This window comes from Streptomyces sp. YIM 121038 (assembly GCF_006088715.1).
GTDB lineage: Bacteria > Actinomycetota > Actinomycetes > Streptomycetales > Streptomycetaceae > Streptomyces.
The window spans coordinates 920,471-939,852 of sequence record NZ_CP030772.1 but is presented as its reverse complement, the minus strand read 5'-3'; the positions used below and the strand labels follow the sequence as shown (position 1 = coordinate 939,852).

17 protein-coding genes and 4 pseudogenes are annotated in these 19,382 nt (G+C 67.8%); 6 read left to right on the top strand and 15 right to left on the bottom strand.

Features of this window, described 5'->3' with window-relative positions; genetic code table 11:
- The first annotated feature begins 325 nt into the window (after nt 1–325).
- Entirely contained in the window at nt 326–1,003 is a 678-nt protein-coding gene (locus C9F11_RS47065) for a hypothetical protein (RefSeq protein WP_138968703.1), read from the top strand.
- Nucleotides 1,004–1,435: 432 nt separating this feature from the next.
- On the opposite strand, the gene C9F11_RS47060 is transcribed toward C9F11_RS47065, so the two are convergent.
- Together C9F11_RS47060 and C9F11_RS47055 are read right to left on the bottom strand one after the other, a co-directional pair.
- A complete protein-coding gene (locus tag C9F11_RS47060) occupies nt 1,436–2,359 on the bottom strand; it encodes a hypothetical protein (protein ID WP_138968701.1) in 924 nt (307 codons plus the stop codon).
- 758 nt (nt 2,360–3,117) lie between these two features.
- Nucleotides 3,118–3,606 carry a hypothetical protein gene (locus C9F11_RS47055; protein ID WP_138967935.1) on the bottom strand — a complete coding sequence of 163 codons (489 nt, stop codon included), beginning with the start codon at nt 3,604–3,606 and terminating at the stop codon, nt 3,118–3,120.
- Between the two features lie 378 nt (nt 3,607–3,984).
- Here C9F11_RS47055 and C9F11_RS47050 point away from each other — a divergent pair.
- Nucleotides 3,985–4,916: pseudogene (locus C9F11_RS47050) on the top strand (IS5 family transposase).
- 15 nt (nt 4,917–4,931) lie between these two features.
- Here C9F11_RS47050 and C9F11_RS47045 read toward each other — a convergent pair.
- From C9F11_RS47045 to C9F11_RS47035, 3 genes are read right to left on the bottom strand one after another with little or no spacing between them, the layout of a single operon-like run.
- Nucleotides 4,932–5,393, bottom strand: a complete 462-nt coding sequence (locus C9F11_RS47045; protein ID WP_138968699.1) for a hypothetical protein — start codon at nt 5,391–5,393, stop codon at nt 4,932–4,934.
- The gene (locus tag C9F11_RS47040) at nt 5,386–5,586 is read right to left on the bottom strand and encodes a hypothetical protein (protein WP_138968697.1); all 201 of its coding nucleotides are present in this window, start codon (nt 5,584–5,586) and stop codon (nt 5,386–5,388) included. The genes C9F11_RS47045 and C9F11_RS47040 overlap by 8 nt, the downstream gene beginning before the upstream one ends.
- Nucleotides 5,583–6,041 (bottom strand): hypothetical protein, encoded by a 459-nt coding sequence (locus C9F11_RS47035; protein ID WP_138968695.1) that lies wholly within the window; start codon nt 6,039–6,041, stop codon nt 5,583–5,585. The genes C9F11_RS47040 and C9F11_RS47035 overlap by 4 nt, the downstream gene beginning before the upstream one ends.
- Nucleotides 6,042–6,199: 158 nt before the next feature.
- On the opposite strand from C9F11_RS47035, the gene C9F11_RS47030 reads away from it, so the two are divergent.
- Nucleotides 6,200–7,327, top strand: coding sequence for a helix-turn-helix transcriptional regulator (locus C9F11_RS47030; protein ID WP_138968693.1), 1,128 nt, complete (start codon nt 6,200–6,202; stop codon nt 7,325–7,327).
- A 137-nt stretch (nt 7,328–7,464) separates the two neighbouring features.
- On the opposite strand, the gene C9F11_RS47025 is transcribed toward C9F11_RS47030, so the two are convergent.
- Complete coding sequence (locus C9F11_RS47025; RefSeq protein WP_138968691.1) at nt 7,465–8,247, bottom strand: hypothetical protein; 783 nt, start codon at nt 8,245–8,247, stop codon at nt 7,465–7,467.
- 286 nt (nt 8,248–8,533) lie between these two features.
- On the opposite strand from C9F11_RS47025, the pseudogene C9F11_RS47020 reads away from it, so the two are divergent.
- Both C9F11_RS47020 and C9F11_RS47015 read left to right on the top strand, forming a co-directional pair.
- Nucleotides 8,534–8,941 (top strand): annotated as a pseudogene (locus C9F11_RS47020) (transposase); the annotation flags it as partial.
- Between the two features lie 53 nt (nt 8,942–8,994).
- Nucleotides 8,995–9,764: pseudogene (locus C9F11_RS47015) on the top strand (transposase family protein).
- A gap of 57 nt (nt 9,765–9,821) precedes the next feature.
- On the opposite strand, the gene C9F11_RS47010 reads toward C9F11_RS47015, so the two are convergent.
- From C9F11_RS47010 to C9F11_RS46975, 8 genes are all read right to left on the bottom strand, one after another.
- Nucleotides 9,822–10,814, bottom strand: a complete 993-nt coding sequence (locus C9F11_RS47010) for an aldo/keto reductase (protein WP_138968689.1) — start codon at nt 10,812–10,814, stop codon at nt 9,822–9,824.
- 27 nt (nt 10,815–10,841) lie between these two features.
- Nucleotides 10,842–11,639: a hypothetical protein gene (locus C9F11_RS47005; protein WP_249402400.1), complete on the bottom strand. Its 798-nt coding sequence runs from the start codon at nt 11,637–11,639 to the stop codon at nt 10,842–10,844.
- A 128-nt stretch (nt 11,640–11,767) separates the two neighbouring features.
- Nucleotides 11,768–12,382 (bottom strand): hypothetical protein, encoded by a 615-nt coding sequence (locus C9F11_RS47000; protein ID WP_138968685.1) that lies wholly within the window; start codon nt 12,380–12,382, stop codon nt 11,768–11,770.
- Entirely contained in the window at nt 12,354–13,088 is a 735-nt protein-coding gene (locus tag C9F11_RS46995; RefSeq protein WP_138968683.1) for an HAD-IB family hydrolase, read from the bottom strand. Before C9F11_RS46995 ends, C9F11_RS47000 begins: the two co-directional genes overlap by 29 nt.
- On the bottom strand, nt 13,081–13,818 hold the full coding sequence (locus tag C9F11_RS46990; protein WP_138968681.1) for an AfsA-related hotdog domain-containing protein: 738 nt from the start codon (nt 13,816–13,818) through the stop codon (nt 13,081–13,083). Before C9F11_RS46990 ends, C9F11_RS46995 begins: the two co-directional genes overlap by 8 nt.
- 6 nt (nt 13,819–13,824) lie before the next feature.
- Entirely contained in the window at nt 13,825–14,790 is a 966-nt protein-coding gene (locus C9F11_RS46985) for a TauD/TfdA family dioxygenase (RefSeq protein ID WP_249402429.1), read from the bottom strand.
- A gap of 73 nt (nt 14,791–14,863) precedes the next feature.
- Nucleotides 14,864–15,121: a phosphopantetheine-binding protein gene (locus C9F11_RS46980; RefSeq protein ID WP_138968676.1), complete on the bottom strand. Its 258-nt coding sequence runs from the start codon at nt 15,119–15,121 to the stop codon at nt 14,864–14,866.
- Between the two features lie 11 nt (nt 15,122–15,132).
- On the bottom strand, nt 15,133–16,161 hold the full coding sequence (locus C9F11_RS46975; RefSeq protein ID WP_138968674.1) for a beta-ketoacyl-ACP synthase III: 1,029 nt from the start codon (nt 16,159–16,161) through the stop codon (nt 15,133–15,135).
- Nucleotides 16,162–16,926: 765 nt separating this feature from the next.
- Here C9F11_RS46975 and C9F11_RS46970 point away from each other — a divergent pair.
- Nucleotides 16,927–17,493 (top strand): Uma2 family endonuclease, encoded by a 567-nt coding sequence (locus C9F11_RS46970; RefSeq protein WP_138968672.1) that lies wholly within the window; start codon nt 16,927–16,929, stop codon nt 17,491–17,493.
- A gap of 390 nt (nt 17,494–17,883) precedes the next feature.
- On the opposite strand, the pseudogene C9F11_RS46960 reads toward C9F11_RS46970, so the two are convergent.
- Nucleotides 17,884–19,375: pseudogene (locus tag C9F11_RS46960) on the bottom strand (ISL3 family transposase).
- Between the last annotated feature and the right edge of the window lie 7 nt (nt 19,376–19,382).

Sequence of the window (19,382 nt, the reverse complement as noted above, 5' to 3'; positions counted from 1 at the left end):
GAACCGCTCACGAAGACCGCCGTCAGCCCTGGCGTGGTGCGGGCCCTCCCGGCCCGCACCACCCGATACCATACATCCCGTTCCGTACCTTTATGTCCGGCTTCTGTTGTGGGAGGTATCTGTCATGAGGCGTCGTCCGCGTTCCGCTGGGGCCAGAGCGTCACTAGCCGCACTCGGCCTGCTCGGCACCGCTCTGCCCCTGCTCGGCACCTCTGTGCCCCTGGCCGTGGCCGCTCCCGCCCGCGCGGCCGCTCCCGCCCACCAGGCTCCGGACCCCGTCTGCCCTCCCCGCAACGCCAGAGGCAAATACACCTTCACCACCAAGATGTACCTCCTCAGCTGCCCTGTCCCCGATGGGGTATACAGCATCGGCATTACAGTCATCGGCGCAGGAGGCGACGGCGCGGACGGTGACGTCAGGTATGGCTCCGAAGATACCCATTTCTATGGCGGCGGGGGCGGGGGCTCGGCTGCCATCGCGCATTGCACCCTCAAGACTGAGCCGGGAGTCGAGCTCGATCTCCTTGTCGGTGACAGCGTTGATGCCGACGGGCAGGCTCATGCGACCCAGGTCATTAGGCGTTTGTGGAACGGCGAGGTCTGGAACGTCGCCAACGCAGAAGGAGGAAAGAGCGGCGGCGGCTACTTTGCGAATGAACCGGGCCCTGGCGGGCCCGTCGGCTCGTCCAGCGTCACCTACAAGGAAGGAAGCTGCTGGCACAGCCATTTCAACAGTGCCCAAGCTGGCAACCCAGGAAGCCGCGGCGAATTCTATGACCGCTTGACAGGTGGCAGCTTTGGCCATGACCAGGACCCCAACACTGTGACGGGTGGGACGGGTGGCATGGTGCCAGAGCCGGTGCCCCCGGAGTGCGTCAACCCCGACACCGGTACCGTCTCCGGTACCGGCGGCAACGGAGGCTCCGAGGCGATTTATGAAGACCTCTCGCAGCCCGGCACTGACGGTGAGCCGGGGTGCCTGCAGCTCGACTTCGGCGAGTGAGACCGCAGGGCAGCCCCCGGAAGCCCGCCCTGCGGAACCTGCCCGGCCGCACACCGCACCCGGCATCCGCTGCCGTGAGACTCCCCCGAGATGCGGAGGAAGTTGACCGCGGGTCAGATGGGACTCATGAGAGGAACTCTGACCATGGCCGGCCGCTCGGGTGCACGCGTGGGCACGCGCACGTGTGCACGCCGACCGCGCGCGAGCTGCGGCACCGGCTCCCCGGGAAGCCGCAGCGGACCGCCCGGCCACCGCCATGCCTTCCGTTTTGACCGGCACAGGACCGCCACACCGCCGGTCTCACACCGCCACACCGCCGCCTGTCGCCAAACCCGCGGCAGATCTACATCCTGGCTCACCGGCGGGACTGGCAGCGAGGCATCAGCCGCCGCGCCAGTCCCCGGCCCTCCGGTTCCGCTCTGCCCGGTGCCCTCAGGAGAGGATGATCTGCACGCAGCCCGACTGGCTGGAGGCACCGCTCTGAGCATTGACCTGGCCGTCGGAGTCGACCACCACGTCGCCCCCCTTGCCACCCCTGCCGGAGGAGCCACAGGCCTCGGGCACCGGCGTCGAGGGCAGTCCTCCGGCGCCACCCTCAATGGTGATGCCCGACTGCAGCGTTCTCTCTTGGCCGTCGCCTCCCCGCCCGCCGCTGCGCGCGCTGATGAGCGTGCTCCCCTGACAACTGCCGCGCTCGGTGGGATCCTCAGACGTACCGACGGAACCGCCGCTGCCTCCTCTGGCGCCGGAAACATTGGCCGTTTCCCCGCCGTCTCCTCCCTGTGCGGTGACAAGGTTCTTAATTCCGGTTTCCTCAGGGAGGAGAACCTGAGCGGCACTGCCACGAGCGCCCCCTCCGCCGCTCACCTGGCCAACACCGGGAGGTACGATGACCGTATAGTCGGCCGCGGGGTAGACCTGTCCCGGGTCGTAACCGATCGTGAAGCCGCATTCCACGCCAGCGCCTGAGCCCCCGCCTCCGCCCGAGGTTGCGCCCTTAGCGCTGAGGACATCATCGATACTGCCTTCTTCCGATGGCTCCTCGACGATAATGCCTCCGGTATCGATGACCGTCCCTACCAGTACATCGGTCTGATCGATGCGACGAGTCCTATTGGGCTTGCCGTCGGCGCCGGCGCCTCCTGCTCCGAAGGCGATCACGCGGACGCTATGTACGCCGAATGTCGGGATGGTGCAGTGGAGGACTTCCGCGGTGGTGAAGGTGTAGGTGCCGGTCCTGGTGGGGCATTCGGCCGCGTGGGCGGGGGTGGCCTGGGTGGCCGCCTGGAGAAGACTGCAGCCCAGGGTGCAAGCGACCGCCATCGCGACCCGTGACCGGATTCTGCCAGCGTTCATGATCGTTTCCCTTTCTTCGTCCCCCCTGAGGACGTGGCCCGGGAACTGGCGCGTGGGTCCAGACCGAGCCGGGTGAGGTGGGGCCAACTGCCCCGATAGAGCCAGATCAGGCCTGCCGGGCAGGCGGCAGCAGTGACTGAGGTGATGCTCAGGGCCCGCGGAAACCAGCAGACGGACCAGCAGCCTGATGTGCGCCCCGGGGCTTGCTGGCGTGGAGGATGCCCACGCCCCTCGCCGGGACAAACTCATCCGGCGCCGCATTCACCAGGTCCGCCGTATACGCCTTCACCGGCGCCACCACCATCACCTCCTCTGCCACACGCACCCGCTGCGGATCCCGTACCAACTCCTGTCCGATCCCGCTGGGACTGAGGCATAGCCGCTCTCTGACCTGCATGCCTCGGATTGAGCGGGACGCCTCGACCACGGCGGTCCCACGCAATCCGAGGCACACGACCACAGACCGTCGGCCCGACGATTCCGTGGAACTGCGAAGTCCCGCTCAATCAGAGCCACTTGAGCAGATACCTCTGGTTGAGCGGGACTGCCTCGACTCCAGCGGGACCGGACAACTCCGGATGCTCCCGCACCAGCGCACGGTGACGCTCCCCGGCCCGGCCCGCCACATCCGGCACCACATGCTCCCTCAGTCCTGGATGAGAACGGATGTAGTCAACCACCAGCCCCCCCCGGAAATGGTGAGGCCCCTGTTGGTGAGGGGACCTCACGCACATCTGGGGGGTAATGGGGGGACCGGATCAGATGGCGGGGCGGCTGACGGTGAAGTCGCCGATGGTGTGGTTGGTGATGGTCGGGTCGGTCATCTTGCCGGTGATCTTGGTGACCCGGGAGCGGTTGACCAGGCCGGTGCAGGACACGTCGGTGCTGCGGCCGGAGCCGGTCGGCGACTGGAACCTGATGCTGCCCTTGCCCAGGTTGTTGACGTCGAGGATGAAACTGGAGGTGGTGGACACCTCTTCGCCCGAAGGCAGGAGCGCGTTGACATTGACCGTGTTGCCGTTGGCTGCCGTGGGGGTGATGGTGAGCGTGTACTTGAAGGTGACGTTGTCGATGACCACGGTGAGGTCCCCCTTGAACGGGGCATCCGGCAGCACGCTGCCCGTGAACTCCGAGTTGAGACCGCCACAGGTGTTCGGCGTCACCACGGACGGACCGGCCAGACGGGCTGCCTCCGCGGACGCCGACGGGGCCGCGGCAGTGACGGCCGCGGCCACGGAAACAGCCACCCCGACAGCTATACGCGCACGACGAGACATAGAAACTCCTCTTGTTCGGTGATACCGCGAACACGGCACCACAATCACGGAACAACAGAACACCGGACCAGCCCGCACCGCCCCACGAAGAGAGCCACAGGAGTGAACACCCTGCGTGCAGGGCGCCGCCGTACGGGGCGCCGCCGTACGCGCCGGAACGGCGCACCGCCCCGAAGCCACCACCCAGCCACACAGTGACCGCCCCCTCCCCTCCCGGCCACACGCTCGACAGAAAGCCATAGAGACCGTTGCGGGCCCGGATCGCGTAGCGCGTAGCGCGGCCGGGGGCCTAGGCACTGTTTCTCGGATCTCCTGACGTGACATGGGTGTTGGGGTCAGGCTGGGTGTATGGGTCGTGGGGATTTGACGAATGCGGAGTGGGATCGCCTGGAGTCGCTCCTGCCTCGTGGTGGTGCGCGTGGAGGCCGGTGGAGTGACCATCGGCGGGTGATCAACGGGGTGTTGTATCGGGTGCGGACGGGTGTGCAGTGGCGGGACCTGCCGGAGCGGTTCGGACCGTGGGAGACGGTCTACAAACGTCATCGCCGCTGGTCGGCGGACGGAACGTGGGCGATGCTGCTGTCTCGCGCCCAGGCGGCCGAGGACGCAGAGGGCCGGATCGACTGGGACATCTCGGTGGACTCCACCACGGTGCGGGCGCACCAGCATGCTGCCGGCGCGAGGAAAGCCCCCTCGGCCCCGCCCCCTCAAAAGGGGGCGGGGCGGGGTACGAACCAGGTCGATCCGGTGGTGCGGAAACTGGTCGTCCGGCTGGAGGAGGTGGTCCGCTCGGCGAATGCCTGGGACGTTCCCGCGGCGGGTTCACCACCAAAATCCACCTCGCTGCCGACGGACGATGCAGACCCCTCACCTTTGTCCTGACACCCGGACACTACGGTGACGGGCCTCAGTTCGAGCGGGTGCTGAGCCAGATTTCCGTGCCCCGCAGCGGAGTTGGGCGGCCACGGAGCCGCCCCGATCACGTGCTGGCCGACAAGGCCTACACGTCCCGGAAGAACCGCCGTTACCTGCGACGACGCGGAATCCGGCACACCATCCCCGAACGCCTCGACCAGCAAAGACACCGGCGAAACCGAGGTTCCCGCGGCGGTCGGCCCACCGGATTCGACAGCGAGCGTTACAAGAAGCGCAACACCGTTGAACGGGCCATCAACCGCCTCAAGGGCTTCCGCGCCGTCGCAACCCGCTACGAGAAACGCGGCTACATCTACCTCGGCACCATCACCCTCGCAGCCCTCGCCATCTGGCTTCGCACGTGATCCGAGAAACAGTGCCTAGGGCACCCGCTCGGACGGGCACGTGCGGGTGTGCAGGAAGCTGAACACCGGCCCGCCCCCGTTCGCGGCCTGCCAGAGGTGCGGGCGGATGGGCGTGCCGGGCGCGATGACGGTCCGGCACGCGAGGCACGTGGGGTCCGGCTTCCCGGCGTGCTGGCGGGCGTCCAGGTGGGCCTGGTGCAGGGCGCGGGCCCGGTCGCAGGGCCGCAGGGGGCAGTACAGGCAGCCGATGCCGTGGTCGTACCAGTCGATGTACGTGGCCAGGGCCCGGCTCTGGAGGGTGCAGCAGGGCACGCAGCCGCAGGGCCACCAGTCGCCGGTCCCGCCGAGGTCGATGCCCTCGTGCGGGCGCAGCGGGTGCTGGCACCAGACGCAGTCGGCGCCGGAGCGCTGGCCTGGGGTGAGGGTGCTGGGGTCGGGGACGTCGTAGAGGACGACGAGGGGAGTGGGCCTAGGCATCGCGGGCCTCCGTGCTGCGGTCGGGCCGGATGCCGGCGGGCGGGTCCTCGCCCCTGGACAGGGCGCGCAGGCGGGCGCCCTCGGGGCAGTCGGCCAGGATGCCCAGATGCCGACAGGAGCAGTCGGCCAGGTGCGCGCGGTAGGCCGCGTCCAGGGGCGATCCCTCGCCCTCGGCGTCCGGTGGGGTGGTCACGTCGCCGCCCCCTTCAGCGCCTCGCAGGCGGCCTGGTAGGCGGTGTGGAGGTCGCCGGGGTCGGTCAGGAGGAGCGGGTGGGTGGGCGCCACGATCCAGGAGCGGGCGCGGGTGGTGCGCGGTGCGGTGACGGCCGGGTCCGGGGCCGCGATGTAGTCCCCCCGGCCCAAGGTGGTGGTCTGCGGGGCGTACCAGGATCCGGCGGCCGCGGGCGGGATGAGGACCAGGACGTGCGTCTCGGTGTGCAGGACCGGCCCGAGGGGCGCGCCGGTGGCGCGCAGGCGCCGGATGGTGAGCCAGCCGAGGCGCTGCGGCAGGCGGACCACGGCCCACGCGTGCCCGACGGGGACGGGGGCCAGGTCGCCACGGTCCCACGCCGCAAGCGCCCCACGGACGTCCGCTCGCGCTTCCGTGAGCCAGGTGACAGCAGCGGGGGTTGTCGTACGCTCGACCATGTCGACTCCTTCGTAGTCGGCCACGCCCCGGGGCCGGTCGCACGGTCGCCGGGGTCTCCCCATCGAAGTTCCTTCGCTGGCGCGGGTGGAGGAGCCGCAAGGGGGGCCAGGCAGGGGGCCAGTTGCGCGTAGCGTGGAGGGGAGGAGGCCACCCCTGTATGGACACCGTGACGGCGGCGCGACGCGCTTTCGGCGCGCACCTGGCCGCGCTGCGCAAGCAGGCACGGCTCACCCAACCCCAGCTCGCCGCGCGGCTGTGTGTGGTGAGCGGCACGGCCACGGTGACCCGCAACGAGATCTCTAGGTGGGAGCGCGGGTTGCGCGTGCCGGATGCCTGGCTGCCGCTGCTCGCTGTCGTGCTCAATGCGCCCCTGGAGGAGTTGGAGCGGGCGGCCGCGCGGGCGAGGGGCGAGCTGGACGGCGCGGACGAGCGGGGGCCGGACGCGTACGTGCACGACGCGGTGGGCTGGCTGCTCGCCCACGACAACCGCCACGGCGGGGATCGCGTGGCGGACGCCGCCGTACAGGTATGGGAGGACGAACGCCGTCGGATCACCGGTACCGACAAGCGGCAGCTTGCCCGGGTCGCGGAGATCGGTGAGGTGGCCGGGTGGCTGCTGCACGACGCGGCCCGCTTCCCCCAGGCGCGCGCCACCCTGGCCGAGGCTCACACCCTGGCCCGGCTCGCCGGTGACGCCCCGCTGGAGTGGTTCGTCCTGGACATGATCGCCATGGTGGACGTGCACACCGGCCGCCCCGGTGAGGCCCTGGCTATCACGGACGAGGTGCTGAGCGGCCGTCACGTCCCGGGCCGGGTCGCGCTCATGGCCCGCGCACGGCAGGGCCGCAGCCTCGCGCAGGCAGGCGACCGGACACGCGCCCTGGCCGCGCTGGAGCGGGCCGCCGGGGGCTTGCAGGACTCGATCCAGAGGGCCGACCCCGCCTATACGTGGTGGATTGATCCCACGGAGATCGCGGGGCATACCGGTGAGGCGCTGCTCAGCCTCGGCGATCCACGCGCGGCACTCCCGTACTTGCAGCAGAGCGCGGCCGTCTCGCACGGTGGGGGCCGCCGGGATTTCGGCAACATCCTCGCCGAACTCACCGCCCTGGTCCTGCTCGGGGCCTGGCGGGAGGCCGAGGCTCCGCTGCTCCGGCTGGAGCCGATCCTGCGCACGGTCACCTCCTCCCGCACCCGCGTCCGCCTGCGCTCCACCCTGCGCGCCATCGACCGCGACGGCCCGGCCTGGCTCGCCGACACCGCCCGCGAGGTAGCCGCGGGCTGACAGCGACGAGGCCCACCCGGGGTGAGCCATTCCAAAATTTTGGAATGCCGTGCCCTGGCCACGAGTAGGGTGCGCCTGTAGACGCGGCGGGGCGCCCGGCCACCACATTTGGCCGGGCGCCCCATCGTGTCCGGTCTTCAGCTACTGGCCTTCATCCGTTCAAGGACGGCGTCGAACACCCGCGGGTCCCCCTCGTCGGCAAAGGCGGCTAGCAGGTGGCTCAAGACCTCACTGCGCGGGATGCGCTCACGGTTCAGTTGCCCCGCGAGCACTACGGAGCGCCGGTCAACGTCACGCTTGAGGTCGGCCGGGAGGGCACCTTTTGCCGACTTGGGGATGACCGGGGTTGCTGCCTTGATGGCTCCGGCCAGGGACTGGGCGATGACGGTGGCGTCGTCCTCGTCGCTGAGTGCCAGGTCTCCGGGGAAAAGCTTCACGGTTTCACGTAGGCGCTTGGCGGTGACCTTGTCCGCGCCCGCAGCCTGGAAGACCATCTCGTACACGCCGACCGCGGCCTTGATGCCGTGGCGCTTGAAGAACGGCACGATCTCGCGCACCTGCCCCTCGGGGGCCTTGTAGCCGCGAGCGTTGAGGATTTCGCCGATCTGCCAGCCGTCGCGGAGCTGGCTGCACCGGGACCGGCTGATGCCGTGTTCGGTCTCGGCCCACTCCTCGATGGTGGTGAAGCAGCGCTCCGGCTCCAGCTTGTGCGGGAGCTTGCGGAACAGGCGGCCGGTGGCCACGGTGTCGAGGGACTTACCCGCGATCCACGTTGCGGTGGACAGCAGCTCGATACCGGCCAGGCAGGCCTCGAGTCGTGCCTGCTCGTCGGCGGTGAGGTCTCCGGCGCCTTCCGGACCAACGGGGTTGGGGATCTTGCCGTCAAGACGATCCCATGGTGCCGTCATCGTCGCGCTCACCGAGATCACCCCCGCCCCGACCGACCGGGGTGACCACGATCCGGGCGGCCAGCAACGCGAGCAGATCCACGACCAGCCGGCGGTTCAGGTCCGGGACGGCACTCCATTGCGGGATCTGGGGAGCTCAGCGATGCTTCCGTCCACCCAGACTCACCACCCTCGTCTTCCTCGGCCTCCCGCTCCTGCAATGCGCGGACGGCATCCGCGGCTGCGAGCAGGCCATCCACTCCTATAACCGGCGCCTGCCCCGAGCCGGACTCTCCTACGCATGCATTGCGGCCAGCTTCTTGAACACTTCTTCCGGATGATCAAGCAGACACTCGGCTGGACCGCTCCGAGACTGCGGGAAGCCGAGCCGGCGGACCGCTGGACCTGGCTGATCGTCACCGCCTGCACCCAGCTCCGCCTCGCCCGCTCCCTGACCACTGACCTGCGACGGCCGTGGGAGAAGCCAGCCGAACCGAACAAGCTCACCCCGGCCCGAGTACGACGCGGGTTCCGACACCTGCACGCCAGAACCTCAACACCGGCCGCAGTGCCGAAACCCGCTCGCCCCGGCCCTGGGCGCCCGCCCGGCTCGAAGAATCGCCGCCCCGCGAACCGCTACGACGTGGGCCTGCTCCTGGTCACCGGCGAGTCCTACCGCCGACCCGCTCACCACAAAGTCGGCACCAAACCACGCCGCACCGGATAAATCACAAGGTTAAAGCCTGTTGCGGAAGCCTGTGAACTGGGCACTTCTCTTGTATGGGTGGTGTGTTGCGGGCTGAGACGTTGTGGGTGGAGACGTTCACCGGGCTGCGGTTTGGTGCCTTCCAGCGGCTGCTGAAGGTGGTTCGCGAGTGCGGAGGCAATGGCCCCATGATGGGGCGGCCATGGTGTCTCCCGCTGGCCGAGCGGGTGTTGCTGGTGGCTGTGTACTACCGCACGAACCTCACCATGCGGCAACTGGCGCCGCTGTTCGGCGTCTCGCCGGCCACCGTGTGCGAGTGATTCAGAAACTGGGGCCGCTGCTGACGCCGGAGCCGGTGACGCCTCCGGCGGATGCCGCGGAGCGGTTGTGGATCGTGGACGGTACCTTGATCCCGGTCCGGGATCGCACTGTTGCCGCCTCCTCGCACAACTACCGCTTCTCGGCGAACGTACAGGTCATCATCGATGCCGACACCCGCCTGGTGGTGGCCAACGCCCGGCCAGCCCCGGGCAACAAGGCCGACGCACAGGTGTGGAGGAGCTCCGGCCTGGCCCATCACTGCGAAGGCGTTACCGTGCTGGGCGACGGCGCGTACGTCAACACCGGCCTGGTGGTGCCGCACCGCAAACGCCAGCGGCGGGCCCTGCTGCCCGGCGAAGAGGCGGACAACGCAGAGCATCGACGGGTGCGAGCACGGGTGGAACACACCTTCGCGGCGCTGAAGAACTACAAGATTTTGCGCGACTGCCGACAACGCGGCGACGGACTCCACCACGCCGTCCGCGCTGTTGCCCACATGCACAACCTCGCCTTGGCCACGTGACCAAAGTGCCCCTCAACCAGCCCTGACCTGCCCGAACACGGCCTTCTGCAACAGGCTTTAGGCGCCGACCACCTTCATAGCCTCGTGCGGGTAACGGGGGCCTGCCGTGGTGCCTGCGGGGAGGGCCGTGTCGAGGGCGGACAGAGTCTCCGGCGTCAGCTCGATCGTGGCCGCAGCAACGTTCTCCTTGAGCCGTCCGGGATTCGTGGTGCCGGGAATGGGGACGATGTCGGGGCCTTGGTAAAGGAGCCAGGCCAGGGCCAGTTGGGCGGGCGTGCAGCTTGAGGCGCGAGCAGCTTCTCGTACCTGCTGGAGCACGACGTTCTGGTTTTGAGTGAGATTCGGCCCCTGGAAGCGCGGATCCGCTCGGCGGTGGTCCTTCTCCGGGAGCGCTGCGAGTGAGGCAAAGGTGCCTGCCAGGAAGCCCCGCCCAAGGGGCGCCCAGGGGACGATGCCGATTCCGAGGTCGCGGACCATGGGAAGAACGCTGTCCTCGATGCCGCGTTCCCACAGGCTCCATTCGCTCTGCAGAGCGGTGATGGGGTGGGTGGCATGGGCGCGGCGCAGGGCCTCAGCCCCGACTTCGGACAATCCGAGGAAGCGGACTTTGCCGGACGCGACGAGTTCGCCCATGGCTCCCACAGTCTCTTCGATGGGAACAGACGAATCACGGCGGTGCAGGTAGTACAGGTCGATGTAGTCGGTGTCGAGTCGGCGCAGTGAAGCATCGCAGGCGGCGTGGACGTATTCGGGGCGGTTATCGAGCTCGATGCTGAGGGTGGGGTGGATGGTGAGACGGGTGATGCCGAACTTCGTGGCGAGTACGGCCTGCTCCCGACGTCCCTTCAGCGCTCGTCCCAGCAGTTCCTCGTTGTGACCGGCGCCGTAGGCGTCGGAGGAATCGAAGTGAGTGATGCCGACGTCGAGGGCGCGGTGGAGGACACGAACGCTCTGTTCGTCGTCGGCGGTTCCGTAGGTGTGGGACATGCCCATACAGCCCAGACCGATGGAGGGGACCGTGAGCTTGTCGCCGAGTGTCCGTGTTGCCATGGGGGGATCCTTCCCGGATAAGCTTGGTCAGGGCCGGGGCCTGTGGGGTGCGGAAGTCACCAGTTCTTGGAACCCGGCGTCGGGGAGCTTGAGCTGGGCGTGGATGTCGGCTCCGAGGCCGAACAGCGCGATGGCACCCCCGTAGTTCTGCTGGTAGCTCATCCATAGAATGATGATGTTGATGATCCGGTCAGGTGCGGAGGTCGAGTCCGGTGGCGGGAAGGGATCAGGCAGCTCCGCTGTATAGGTGCCGCGGCCTTTCCGATCGGTGACGAAGACATTGGGAACGCCCAGTGGTCCGGGGCGGGTAGGGGTTGGCGGGGTGAGATTGCTCCGCCGCAGAGACATCACGGTGTAGAGGCTGTCGGGAATGAGGCCTTCGAGGTCGAGGCTGAAGCGGGCCTTGCGTCCGCGGTCGGTGAGTTGTGCGCGTACCTCTCCGTAGGCTCGCAGCCACTGCCCGAGCACGATGGGTTCGGTCACTTTCGGTCCATCGGCCGGTCGCAAGTCGGGAATCGGGACTTGGTGCAGGGGGTAGCTGGGGCGCTGGACGCATCCGGGGTGGGAGAGTTGCTCCGGTGCGAAAACCATGGGGGCATTGCTGCAGGGCAGGGGCAGCGGCAGGGTGTGCAGGATCACATCGTGATCCGCCGTGGAGAGGGGCGTGGACAGTTCCCGGACGATGCGGTATGGAAGGCGCTGCCCGAAGGAGGGAAGCGGCGTATCTTTGTGGACCAGCGCAGCGCCCCAGGGGCTGCCGACCGAGCCGTCCGGAGCCGTGCGGTGGATCCTGCCGACGACAACGAAGTGCCCTTCGCTGTCCATCAGTTCACTGGGGGGATACGCTGGCCCCTGGGTGGTCGGGGTGAGGCGGTGGGTAGCCGAGGCCGTCATCGTTGCTCCTGACGGTAGAGCGGTCGTCCTGTCACCCAATCTCCACTCCAAGGACGCGTTCAGGCGGTGAGGCGTTTGAATGTCCTAACCGTGAGCGTGGGCGGGGATCCGACGAGGAACTGCCTTGCCTCCTGGGCGATGCGCGCGTATTCGGGCGAGATGAACGCCGCCTCGATGTCCGCACGCTGCCCCTCGTAGCCGACCAGAAAGGTCACTCCCGGGTCCGAGCTGATCAGCGAGTCATAGGCGGTAAACGATGTAATCATGGGCATGCCCCGCACCACGTTGAAGATGGTCCTTTCACGCCAAGCCCGGTATTCGGGGATGCGCTGGGGGACGACCTCTACGTGCCGGACCTGCAGCCAGGTTGCATACGGGGATGCGCTGCTGGCAGGCCGGACGGTCTCCACTTCCTCCAAGACCTGACTGCGGATGTCCCGCACCAGCAGGGGCGACAACGTTACAAGCTGGCTCCGATGTTGTTGAGCGAGGTAGGCGGGCAGTGTGGCGTCGGTGACGGGCGTGAGGCTGAGGAGGACGTTGTCCTCGTGTTCCTTGTAGAGCTGGGATGGAGTGTTCATCGCGTCGGCGATCTTCCGCCACACTGCGGCGGCCTCGTCCTCGGTTCCTGGCAGACATCGGGCCTCAGCGAGGATCATGAGTGTGTGGGGCATGGCTGTCTCCTGCCGGGGCAGTTGGGGTGGGGATGCCGCGTAGATGCCGCCATCCACGGTCGTGGGCCGCGGCGGTGAGGACGGGATCGTCGCCGACGACAACCGGGTGGCCGACCAGTTGCAGCATCGGCAGGTCGCTGGCGTGGTCGGCGTAGGCGAAGCAGTGCCGGGGCGGGATGGAGGAGGCAGACATCAGGGAACGGACTTTGTCTGCCTTGGCTCTTCCAATCATGGGGACGGTCACCTCCCCGGTAAGTCGACCTCTACGGATGACCACTGGGGTGCCGTGCGCTCCGGAGACTCCGAGCGCCTCGGCGAGCGGGTCGAGACAGGCGAAGAAGGAGCCGGAGACGAGATGGACGGGAGTGTGACCGATGCGGTGTCTGGCGAGATCGGCTATCGGCTCGGGCAGGAGCAGTCCGCCGAGATTCGCCTCGGCGGCCAGCCACGTTCGGCCCAGCTCTGCGAGCCGTTCAGCTGACTCGTCGGCGAAGAGGCGGTAGTACGCACGGTTGACCTTCTCCCGCGGTACTCCGGCATGGACTCGACTGGCCAGCTCCCGAGTCAGGCGCTGGTAGGTCGCCGTCGGCTCACCCTGTGATTTCAGGAAGAACTCAAGGAAGCGGAGCATGCTCTTGCAGGCGAGCAGTGTCTCGTCCACGTCGAAGAACGCCGCGACATCGCCGGAGCCGGTGCTGTCAGTCATGGGGCAACAGCAGTTGGCGTACGGTCTGGCTGGCCAGATATCGCTCGGCGGATTGCATGGAGCGTTGGGGGAAGATCGTGCCGTCGACGTCCCCTTCGGCTGCGGTGCGCCCGGCCTGCCGGATGGTGAGGTGTAGCTGGTAACGCACGCTGGAACCCTGCCGCAGGCCGGTGCGGTGTGCGGTGATAATGGCCGGGAGGGGGTAGAGGAAGCTGCTGAACATGATGTTCAAACAGTCCATGACGAAATAGGACTCTGGCTTGGGCCAGGGGACATCGATGTAGCGTGCTCCCACGGCACGGGCCATCTGACGCATGGCTTCGGCAAGCACGATCCCCTGCACATGGTCACTGGGGTGATCCAGCAAGAGCTCGTTGTCGTTGTGCACGCGCAGCGCGGCGCAGAACCCCTCGCCGCCGGTCAGCGCCAGGTCGGCGATCAGTACATTGGGCTCGCGAAGCTTGTTGACCTCCGGCTGACACGCCAACGGCGGTGCCATACCCGGAGCCAGTCTTGCCTCAAGGCCCCGGGCATGGATCTCCGCGCGGATGGCGTGCCAGGTGGGCTCGTCGATTCCTTGACCGCACAGCAGGCGTAGTTCCTTGCCGTCGGAGTCGTACCGCCCTTCCTCCAGCTCACGGCGGAACTGCGACACCGGACGTACCTGCTGGCCGGCGAATCCGCTGAAGCGGTCCCCGACCAGGAAGAGGGCGGAAGAATCCTCATGCACGGCACCTCACCTCGGTTCGGCGGGGGCGAAGGGCACGACCGCGCCGGTGTGCCGCAGCGGGTCGCGGATGAAGAGACGGTGCAGCCAGCGGTCCCGGCCGTCCCAGGTGGTGGTGTAGGGCACGCAGGCGTAGGTCGTGCGGCGGGCATCGACGATCAGTACGTCCCCGGCCTGCCAGTGCTCGCCCGTCGCGGTCCTGTCCACGGTTTCGGACAGGCGGTGCAGCACCGCGCGCGTCGCGTCGGTGCCGGGATCCAGCAGTTCGCGGTCGTACGCCAGGTGCGGGTCGTCTTGGGGGCCGGAAAGTACGCGCACCCTGACATCACCGGGTGTGCTGTGCGCATCGCGAAAGGCGGGATCGACTCGACAAGGGATGAGTTCGTCGTGTAGGAGGCGTCGGTCCGCTTCGGCAAGCTGGGGGATGACCCGGCGGGCCGAGGCGACCATGGTGGCGGCTACCCGGCCCGGGTCGGTACGTGAGCACGCCAGCATGACGTAGTCGGGCTGATGCCGGTGGTAAGGGAGGTCTGTGTGGAACCGCAGTGCCGACAGTGGTGCTCCGACTGGCGGGTGAGGTACGGAAGGCGAGGGGACAACGTCCTGCAGGACCGAGCCGTGCCAAGACTCCCGGTACCCGATGGCGAGACCGAGCCGTGATCCGAGCAGCGCCAGCCAAGCCTCGGCGGCCATGAGCGGTCGCTCGGCAGGCTCAGGCTCGGCCCTGGGGGTCTCGGGAACCTCGGTCTGGACGATGGGCAGTCCCCGAAGGAGCAGGTAGCCAGAGTGATTGCTGTGGGTCCGGAACTGGTCGAGTCTCTCCCCTAGTTGGGAGGGAAGCCGCCTGCTAGCCGTTGCCGCGTGGATAAGGAAGCCCTGGAGATCATTCCGTGGGACCGCGGGCAGGCTCCCTCTCAGCTCTTCCAGCAAGGTCGCGTACGGCTGGCAGTCGATGGCTGCTTCGTCTGTCTTCATGGATTTCAACCCCTCGTGGCAGAAACTGTGTTCGCGGCCATGCGCGATCAGAGAAGACAAGGCGGGGACAGGCTCAGGCCCTGTCGAGTCTCTTGTGTACGTACGAGGTGACGTCCGCGACCGTGCGGAATTCGAAGAGGTCTTCCTGGGGGATCGCGATCCCGAACTTGTCTTCAGCCGCGCAGGCCATCTCGACCAACGGAAGAGAGTCCAGGTCAAGGTCGTCCTGAAGACTGTCCGACTCCGAGACCTCTTTTGTGGCCACCTCATTGAGGGAGTAGATGATCTCGCTGACGTCAGCGAGGATCCCAGCGTATGTGCGGTCGTTCATAGAGAGGCCCTTCAGTCAGAGGTCCGGTCGGCGAAGAGGGTGGGGGCGACCACGGTCACGGTCGGCCAGGTCAGTGCGACCGAGCCCCACGACAGGCCGCCACCGAACGCGGTGAGCAACACGCGGGCGTCCGCGGTGAGCAGGCCCTCGTCTGCGGCGTGGCTCAGTGCCAGCGGGATCGAAGCGGCAGATGTGTTGCCGACGCGCTCGAGGTTGCGAGCCACGCGCTGTGCGGGAATGTCCAAGTCCCGGGCGACCGCGCCCAGGATCCGGCGATTGGCCTGATGCACCACCAGCACCTCGATATCGCTGGTCCGCCACCCCGCACGGTCAAGTACCTTGCGTGATGAGCTGGCCATGCGACGCACGGCGTGCCGGTAGATCTCCGGTCCGTTCATTATCATGAAGCGGTCACGCTGGGGAACATCGGGAGTAGCGGGCAGCCTTGACCCGCCCGCCGGAACCTGGAGCAGATCGCTGTGTGCACCATCGCTGCCGAGGTCGACCCCCACCACCGCCCCCGATTCGTCAGGGGCCCCCGCTCTCAACACCAGCGCGCCGGCCCCGTCCCCGAAGACGGCGGCAGTGGCACGGTCATCAGGGTCGACGATCGTCGAGACAGCCTCGGCCCCGATGACCAAAACACTCCGGGCGTCCCCCGCGGCAATGAGGCCGCGAGCCAGCGAGATGGCGTACACGAAGCCCGCGCAGACAGCCGAGACATCACATGCCGCAGCCGTCTCCAGGCCCAACCGCCACGCGACCTCGGGGGCAGTCGCCGGGCAGGTGCGATCCGGTGTCGTCGTAGCAAGCAGCACCACATCGCACGTCTCATACCCAGCCGAAGCCAGAGCGCACCGCCCTGCCTCCACAGCAAGAGCCGCAGTGGCAACGCCCTCTCCTGCGAAATGACGCCGGGAAGTGCCAATCCGCGAACGGATCCACTCGTCAGTGACACCCAGCCGGGCCGCGAAGGTCTCATTCCCCACCGCCCGTGGAGGAACATACCCCCCGAGGCCAGCGATCACTGTCGCACTCATAGGACCAACTCCTTATTGGCCAGGGGTGTTCGACCGCTTCTGCATGAATGAGAGAGAAACCCACAGGACCCATTTTCCTACGGCGAACGTTGTCGACTCAAATCATCCGGGCCGCAGCCCGTAATCACATTGTCGGGGCGACGGTTACGGCTCAGGGAGGCACGCGTCCCCAGCGCATGTAGGTGAGCATCGTCTACGAAGTGCGCGGTGGCGGAGGCTGAGGCAATCCCGTCGTTCTCCCGCGAATTTGCATATTGTGAATTCAGTGCACGCCATCACGTCCCTGACGGAACGATTCCGCGTACTTGACACACCGTCGTCGGCATGCATCGACGCCACCCAAATGACAGGCCGATGGAAAGCTTCCCGCCGGGACCCTTCAAATCGAACTCGGCTGATCCGATTATCACAGATATCCGCCCCTATCTGATCATCAGTTGGTGCTCGCAGGCGGTGGGGCCTGGAGTTATCCTTCACGCCGAGGACCGGCCGTCGGGCACACCCAAGCGACGATCTGAACTGAATAACCACGCCGATACCAAGCCAGATACACCTGGCCACCGCTACCGCGAAGACGACATTCCGAGCGACGCATGCCCACTGGTCGCCCCTGGCCCTGTGGATCACGCTCCGGATCGCCCACGACCTGACTATCCCTGTGTGATCGGTCTTGGTCTTGGCGGGGCCGAAGACGCTCACGGCCAGGGCCAGTAAACTGATTTCGGCAGGCAGCGAACCCGCTTGCGCGGGCATGGGAGGTACGTCATGAGCGCGGAGACGGTGGCTCCGGCGTGGATGCATGAGCAGATCACGGCACAGGAGTATGACTCCTGGCCCGAGGAGCGCTGCGCTGGCATCGAGATCGTGGACGGGATGGTCGTGGTGAGCCCCAGCGCATCCAAGAGGCACAACCGGCTGGCCCGCATCCTGGCGAACGCGCTGGACGCCGCAGCGGGACCGCAGTGGAACGCGGACACCGACTTCGACGTCCGCCTCCAGGACATCCCCCTCACCAACCGGCGCCCGGACGTTGTCGTCTACCGGGCGGACACCATCGACATCTCACCCACCCGCGCCGAGCACGTGCTCCTGGTCGCCGAGGTCGTCTCCCCGGGCTCGGAGACAACCGACCGGATCGTGAAGACGGACCAGTACGCCAAGGCCGGCATCGCCTTCTACTGGAGGATCGAGCAGGCCGCGACGGGGGTTCCCCTGGTCTACACGTACGTCCTCGATCCCGCGGCCCAGGCGTACCGGGAAGGCGACATGTTCACCGGCGCCGTGAAGGCCGTCGCCCCCTTCCCTGTAGAGGTTGATCTCGGCTCGGTCTGATCTTGGGCACGCTCACCAGCCGCCACGCGAACGGATACGTGCTGCTCGACGCCACCGTCGCGGAGACCGACCGGGTCCAGGCCGAGGGGCACTTCTCCGGCAAAGCCCGTAGTGAGGGCGTGAACCCGCGGGTCATCACCGCGCAGGAGGGGAAAACCAGCTGTGGCTCTCGCCTGCCCTGCCCGGTACCACCCACGATGTCAGGGCCGCCCGCGAGCACGGCATCGCCGACGCCTGCGCCGCACTGGACCCCGAGGTCCTGGCAGACAGGGGATACCAAGGTGCTGGCGGCACGGTGATCACCCCGATCAAGCGCCGCCCGAACACCGAACCGCCCGGGGAACACAAGAAATCAGACTCTGTCCCGTAGTCGGTGGTGACACCGAGTGGTCAGGGGAGGAGGAGATCGGATCCGGCGCGGCTGTGTATCTGTCTCATGATCCGCTTGGTGCGGGTGTTGACGTTTTCGGTGCGGCCGTTGTGAAACGGAAGGGTGAGGCCGGCGTTCGCGGCGGGCCGGTCGATCTCCGGGCTGTTGGTGGAACTGCGTAGGTGGGGCAGTCCGGCAGCGCGGGCGGACGCGATCCACTGGGTGAGTTGGATGTCGTTGCCCTCGGCGGGTCTCAGCAAGGTGGCGAAGCCGCGTACGAGTTCGGCGAGCGCGGTCATTTCCGGGCAGGCCGCGGCGGTCTGCTGCAGCAGGGTGGCGTCCTTCCGGCGAAGCTTCTCGGGATGGGTGAGCAGGAGCCGCGTGGCCTGGTGTGCGGTGGTCACCGGGCGATCATCCTCGGCGCGGCCCTGGTTGAGGTAGCGGACCAGCAGGTTGGTGCTGCCTGTGCAGCCCGACTCCCTGGTCTCTTGCAGGGGGTGGGTGACCGGCTCCGCCGGGTTGGCCTTGCGACGCTCGCGCTGGTGATCGCGGTAGGGGTCGACGAGGCCGGGGCGGTAATGGGGCGTGATGCGCAGGGCTTGGGGTTCGGGCATGCGGGCGTAGCGTTTGACGGTGTTCAGGGCCGGGTTCAGGCGGCGGGCGCAGTCGGGCAGGCCGGTGCCCTGCCCGAGGAGATCATGGATCTTGTTCCAGCGTTCGCGGGTGGTCTGCTCGCGCACCCCGCCGGGGCGCGGCGGGTTGATGGTGGCCCGGCAGCCGGTGTGCGCGCGGACTTCGAGCAGGACCTTGCCGCAGAGATTTCGCCGCAGGTGCCAGCGGTCGCTCACCTGCACCGGGGCGGGCAGGGCGCGACGGATGGCCTCGGCGTGGCTGGCCGGTCCGTCCCGGCAGACGACCTCGACACCTGGGTGCGTCCGCAGCCAGGACTCAAGGGTGGCCATCTCGCGGCCGGGCAGGACAGCGATGCGCCGGCCGGTTTCGGCATCCGTGATGATCGTCGCGTAGCGGTGGCGCCGCCGCAGGGTGAAATCATCCACGCCGGATCACCCTCGGCACAGGTCGCTCGGGCAGCGGCAGGCACTTCAGATAGCGCAGCGCGGTGCTGCGGGAGACCGGCATGGCCAGCAGGCCGGCCAGACGCGCAGCCGCACGGCCGCATAACTCCCGTGCCACCTGGGATATCTGGGCGGCCAGCCGAACCGTGCGGCGCTGATGACGTTCCACCAGTCCGGGGACCTGCTCGCGGAAGGTCTGCCGTCGACAGCCAACGACGGGACAGACCAGCCGCCGGACCTGCAGGTGCAGCACTACTGGCCGCCCATCGACAGGCAGGTCCCTCACCGTCCGCCCGTGGTACCCGTGCACCTTCGCCGTCGGCGTCCCGCACGCCGGGCACGGGACCGCGGCATCCCGAGTGCGGGCCATGACCACGACCGAGTCGCCGCCGTCCGCCACATCCTCGACGACCAACAGCGACAGCCCCGAAAACACCGCTCCC

Bases quoted from the DNA above. Each gene is read 5' to 3' on its own strand.
- C9F11_RS47045 (WP_138968699.1), bottom strand. From the start codon at position 5,393: ATGCCTAGGCCCACTCCCCTCGTCGTCCTCTACGACGTCCCCGACCCC.
- C9F11_RS46995 (WP_138968683.1), bottom strand. From the start codon at position 13,088: ATGACTGACAGCACCGGCTCCGGCGATGTCGCGGCGTTCTTCGACGTG.
- C9F11_RS47005 (WP_249402400.1), bottom strand. From the start codon at position 11,639: ATGGACAGCGAAGGGCACTTCGTTGTCGTCGGCAGGATCCACCGCACG.
- C9F11_RS47060 (WP_138968701.1), bottom strand. From the start codon at position 2,359: ATGAACGCTGGCAGAATCCGGTCACGGGTCGCGATGGCGGTCGCTTGC.
- C9F11_RS46985 (WP_249402429.1), bottom strand. From the start codon at position 14,790: ATGAAGACAGACGAAGCAGCCATCGACTGCCAGCCGTACGCGACCTTG.
- C9F11_RS47000 (WP_138968685.1), bottom strand. From the start codon at position 12,382: ATGCCCCACACACTCATGATCCTCGCTGAGGCCCGATGTCTGCCAGGA.
- C9F11_RS47065 (WP_138968703.1), top strand. From the start codon at position 326: ATGTACCTCCTCAGCTGCCCTGTCCCCGATGGGGTATACAGCATCGGC.
- C9F11_RS46970 (WP_138968672.1), top strand. From the start codon at position 16,927: ATGAGCGCGGAGACGGTGGCTCCGGCGTGGATGCATGAGCAGATCACG.
- C9F11_RS47030 (WP_138968693.1), top strand. From the start codon at position 6,200: ATGGACACCGTGACGGCGGCGCGACGCGCTTTCGGCGCGCACCTGGCC.
- C9F11_RS47010 (WP_138968689.1), bottom strand. From the start codon at position 10,814: ATGGCAACACGGACACTCGGCGACAAGCTCACGGTCCCCTCCATCGGT.
- C9F11_RS47035 (WP_138968695.1), bottom strand. From the start codon at position 6,041: ATGGTCGAGCGTACGACAACCCCCGCTGCTGTCACCTGGCTCACGGAA.
- C9F11_RS46975 (WP_138968674.1), bottom strand. From the start codon at position 16,161: ATGAGTGCGACAGTGATCGCTGGCCTCGGGGGGTATGTTCCTCCACGG.
- C9F11_RS46980 (WP_138968676.1), bottom strand. From the start codon at position 15,121: ATGAACGACCGCACATACGCTGGGATCCTCGCTGACGTCAGCGAGATC.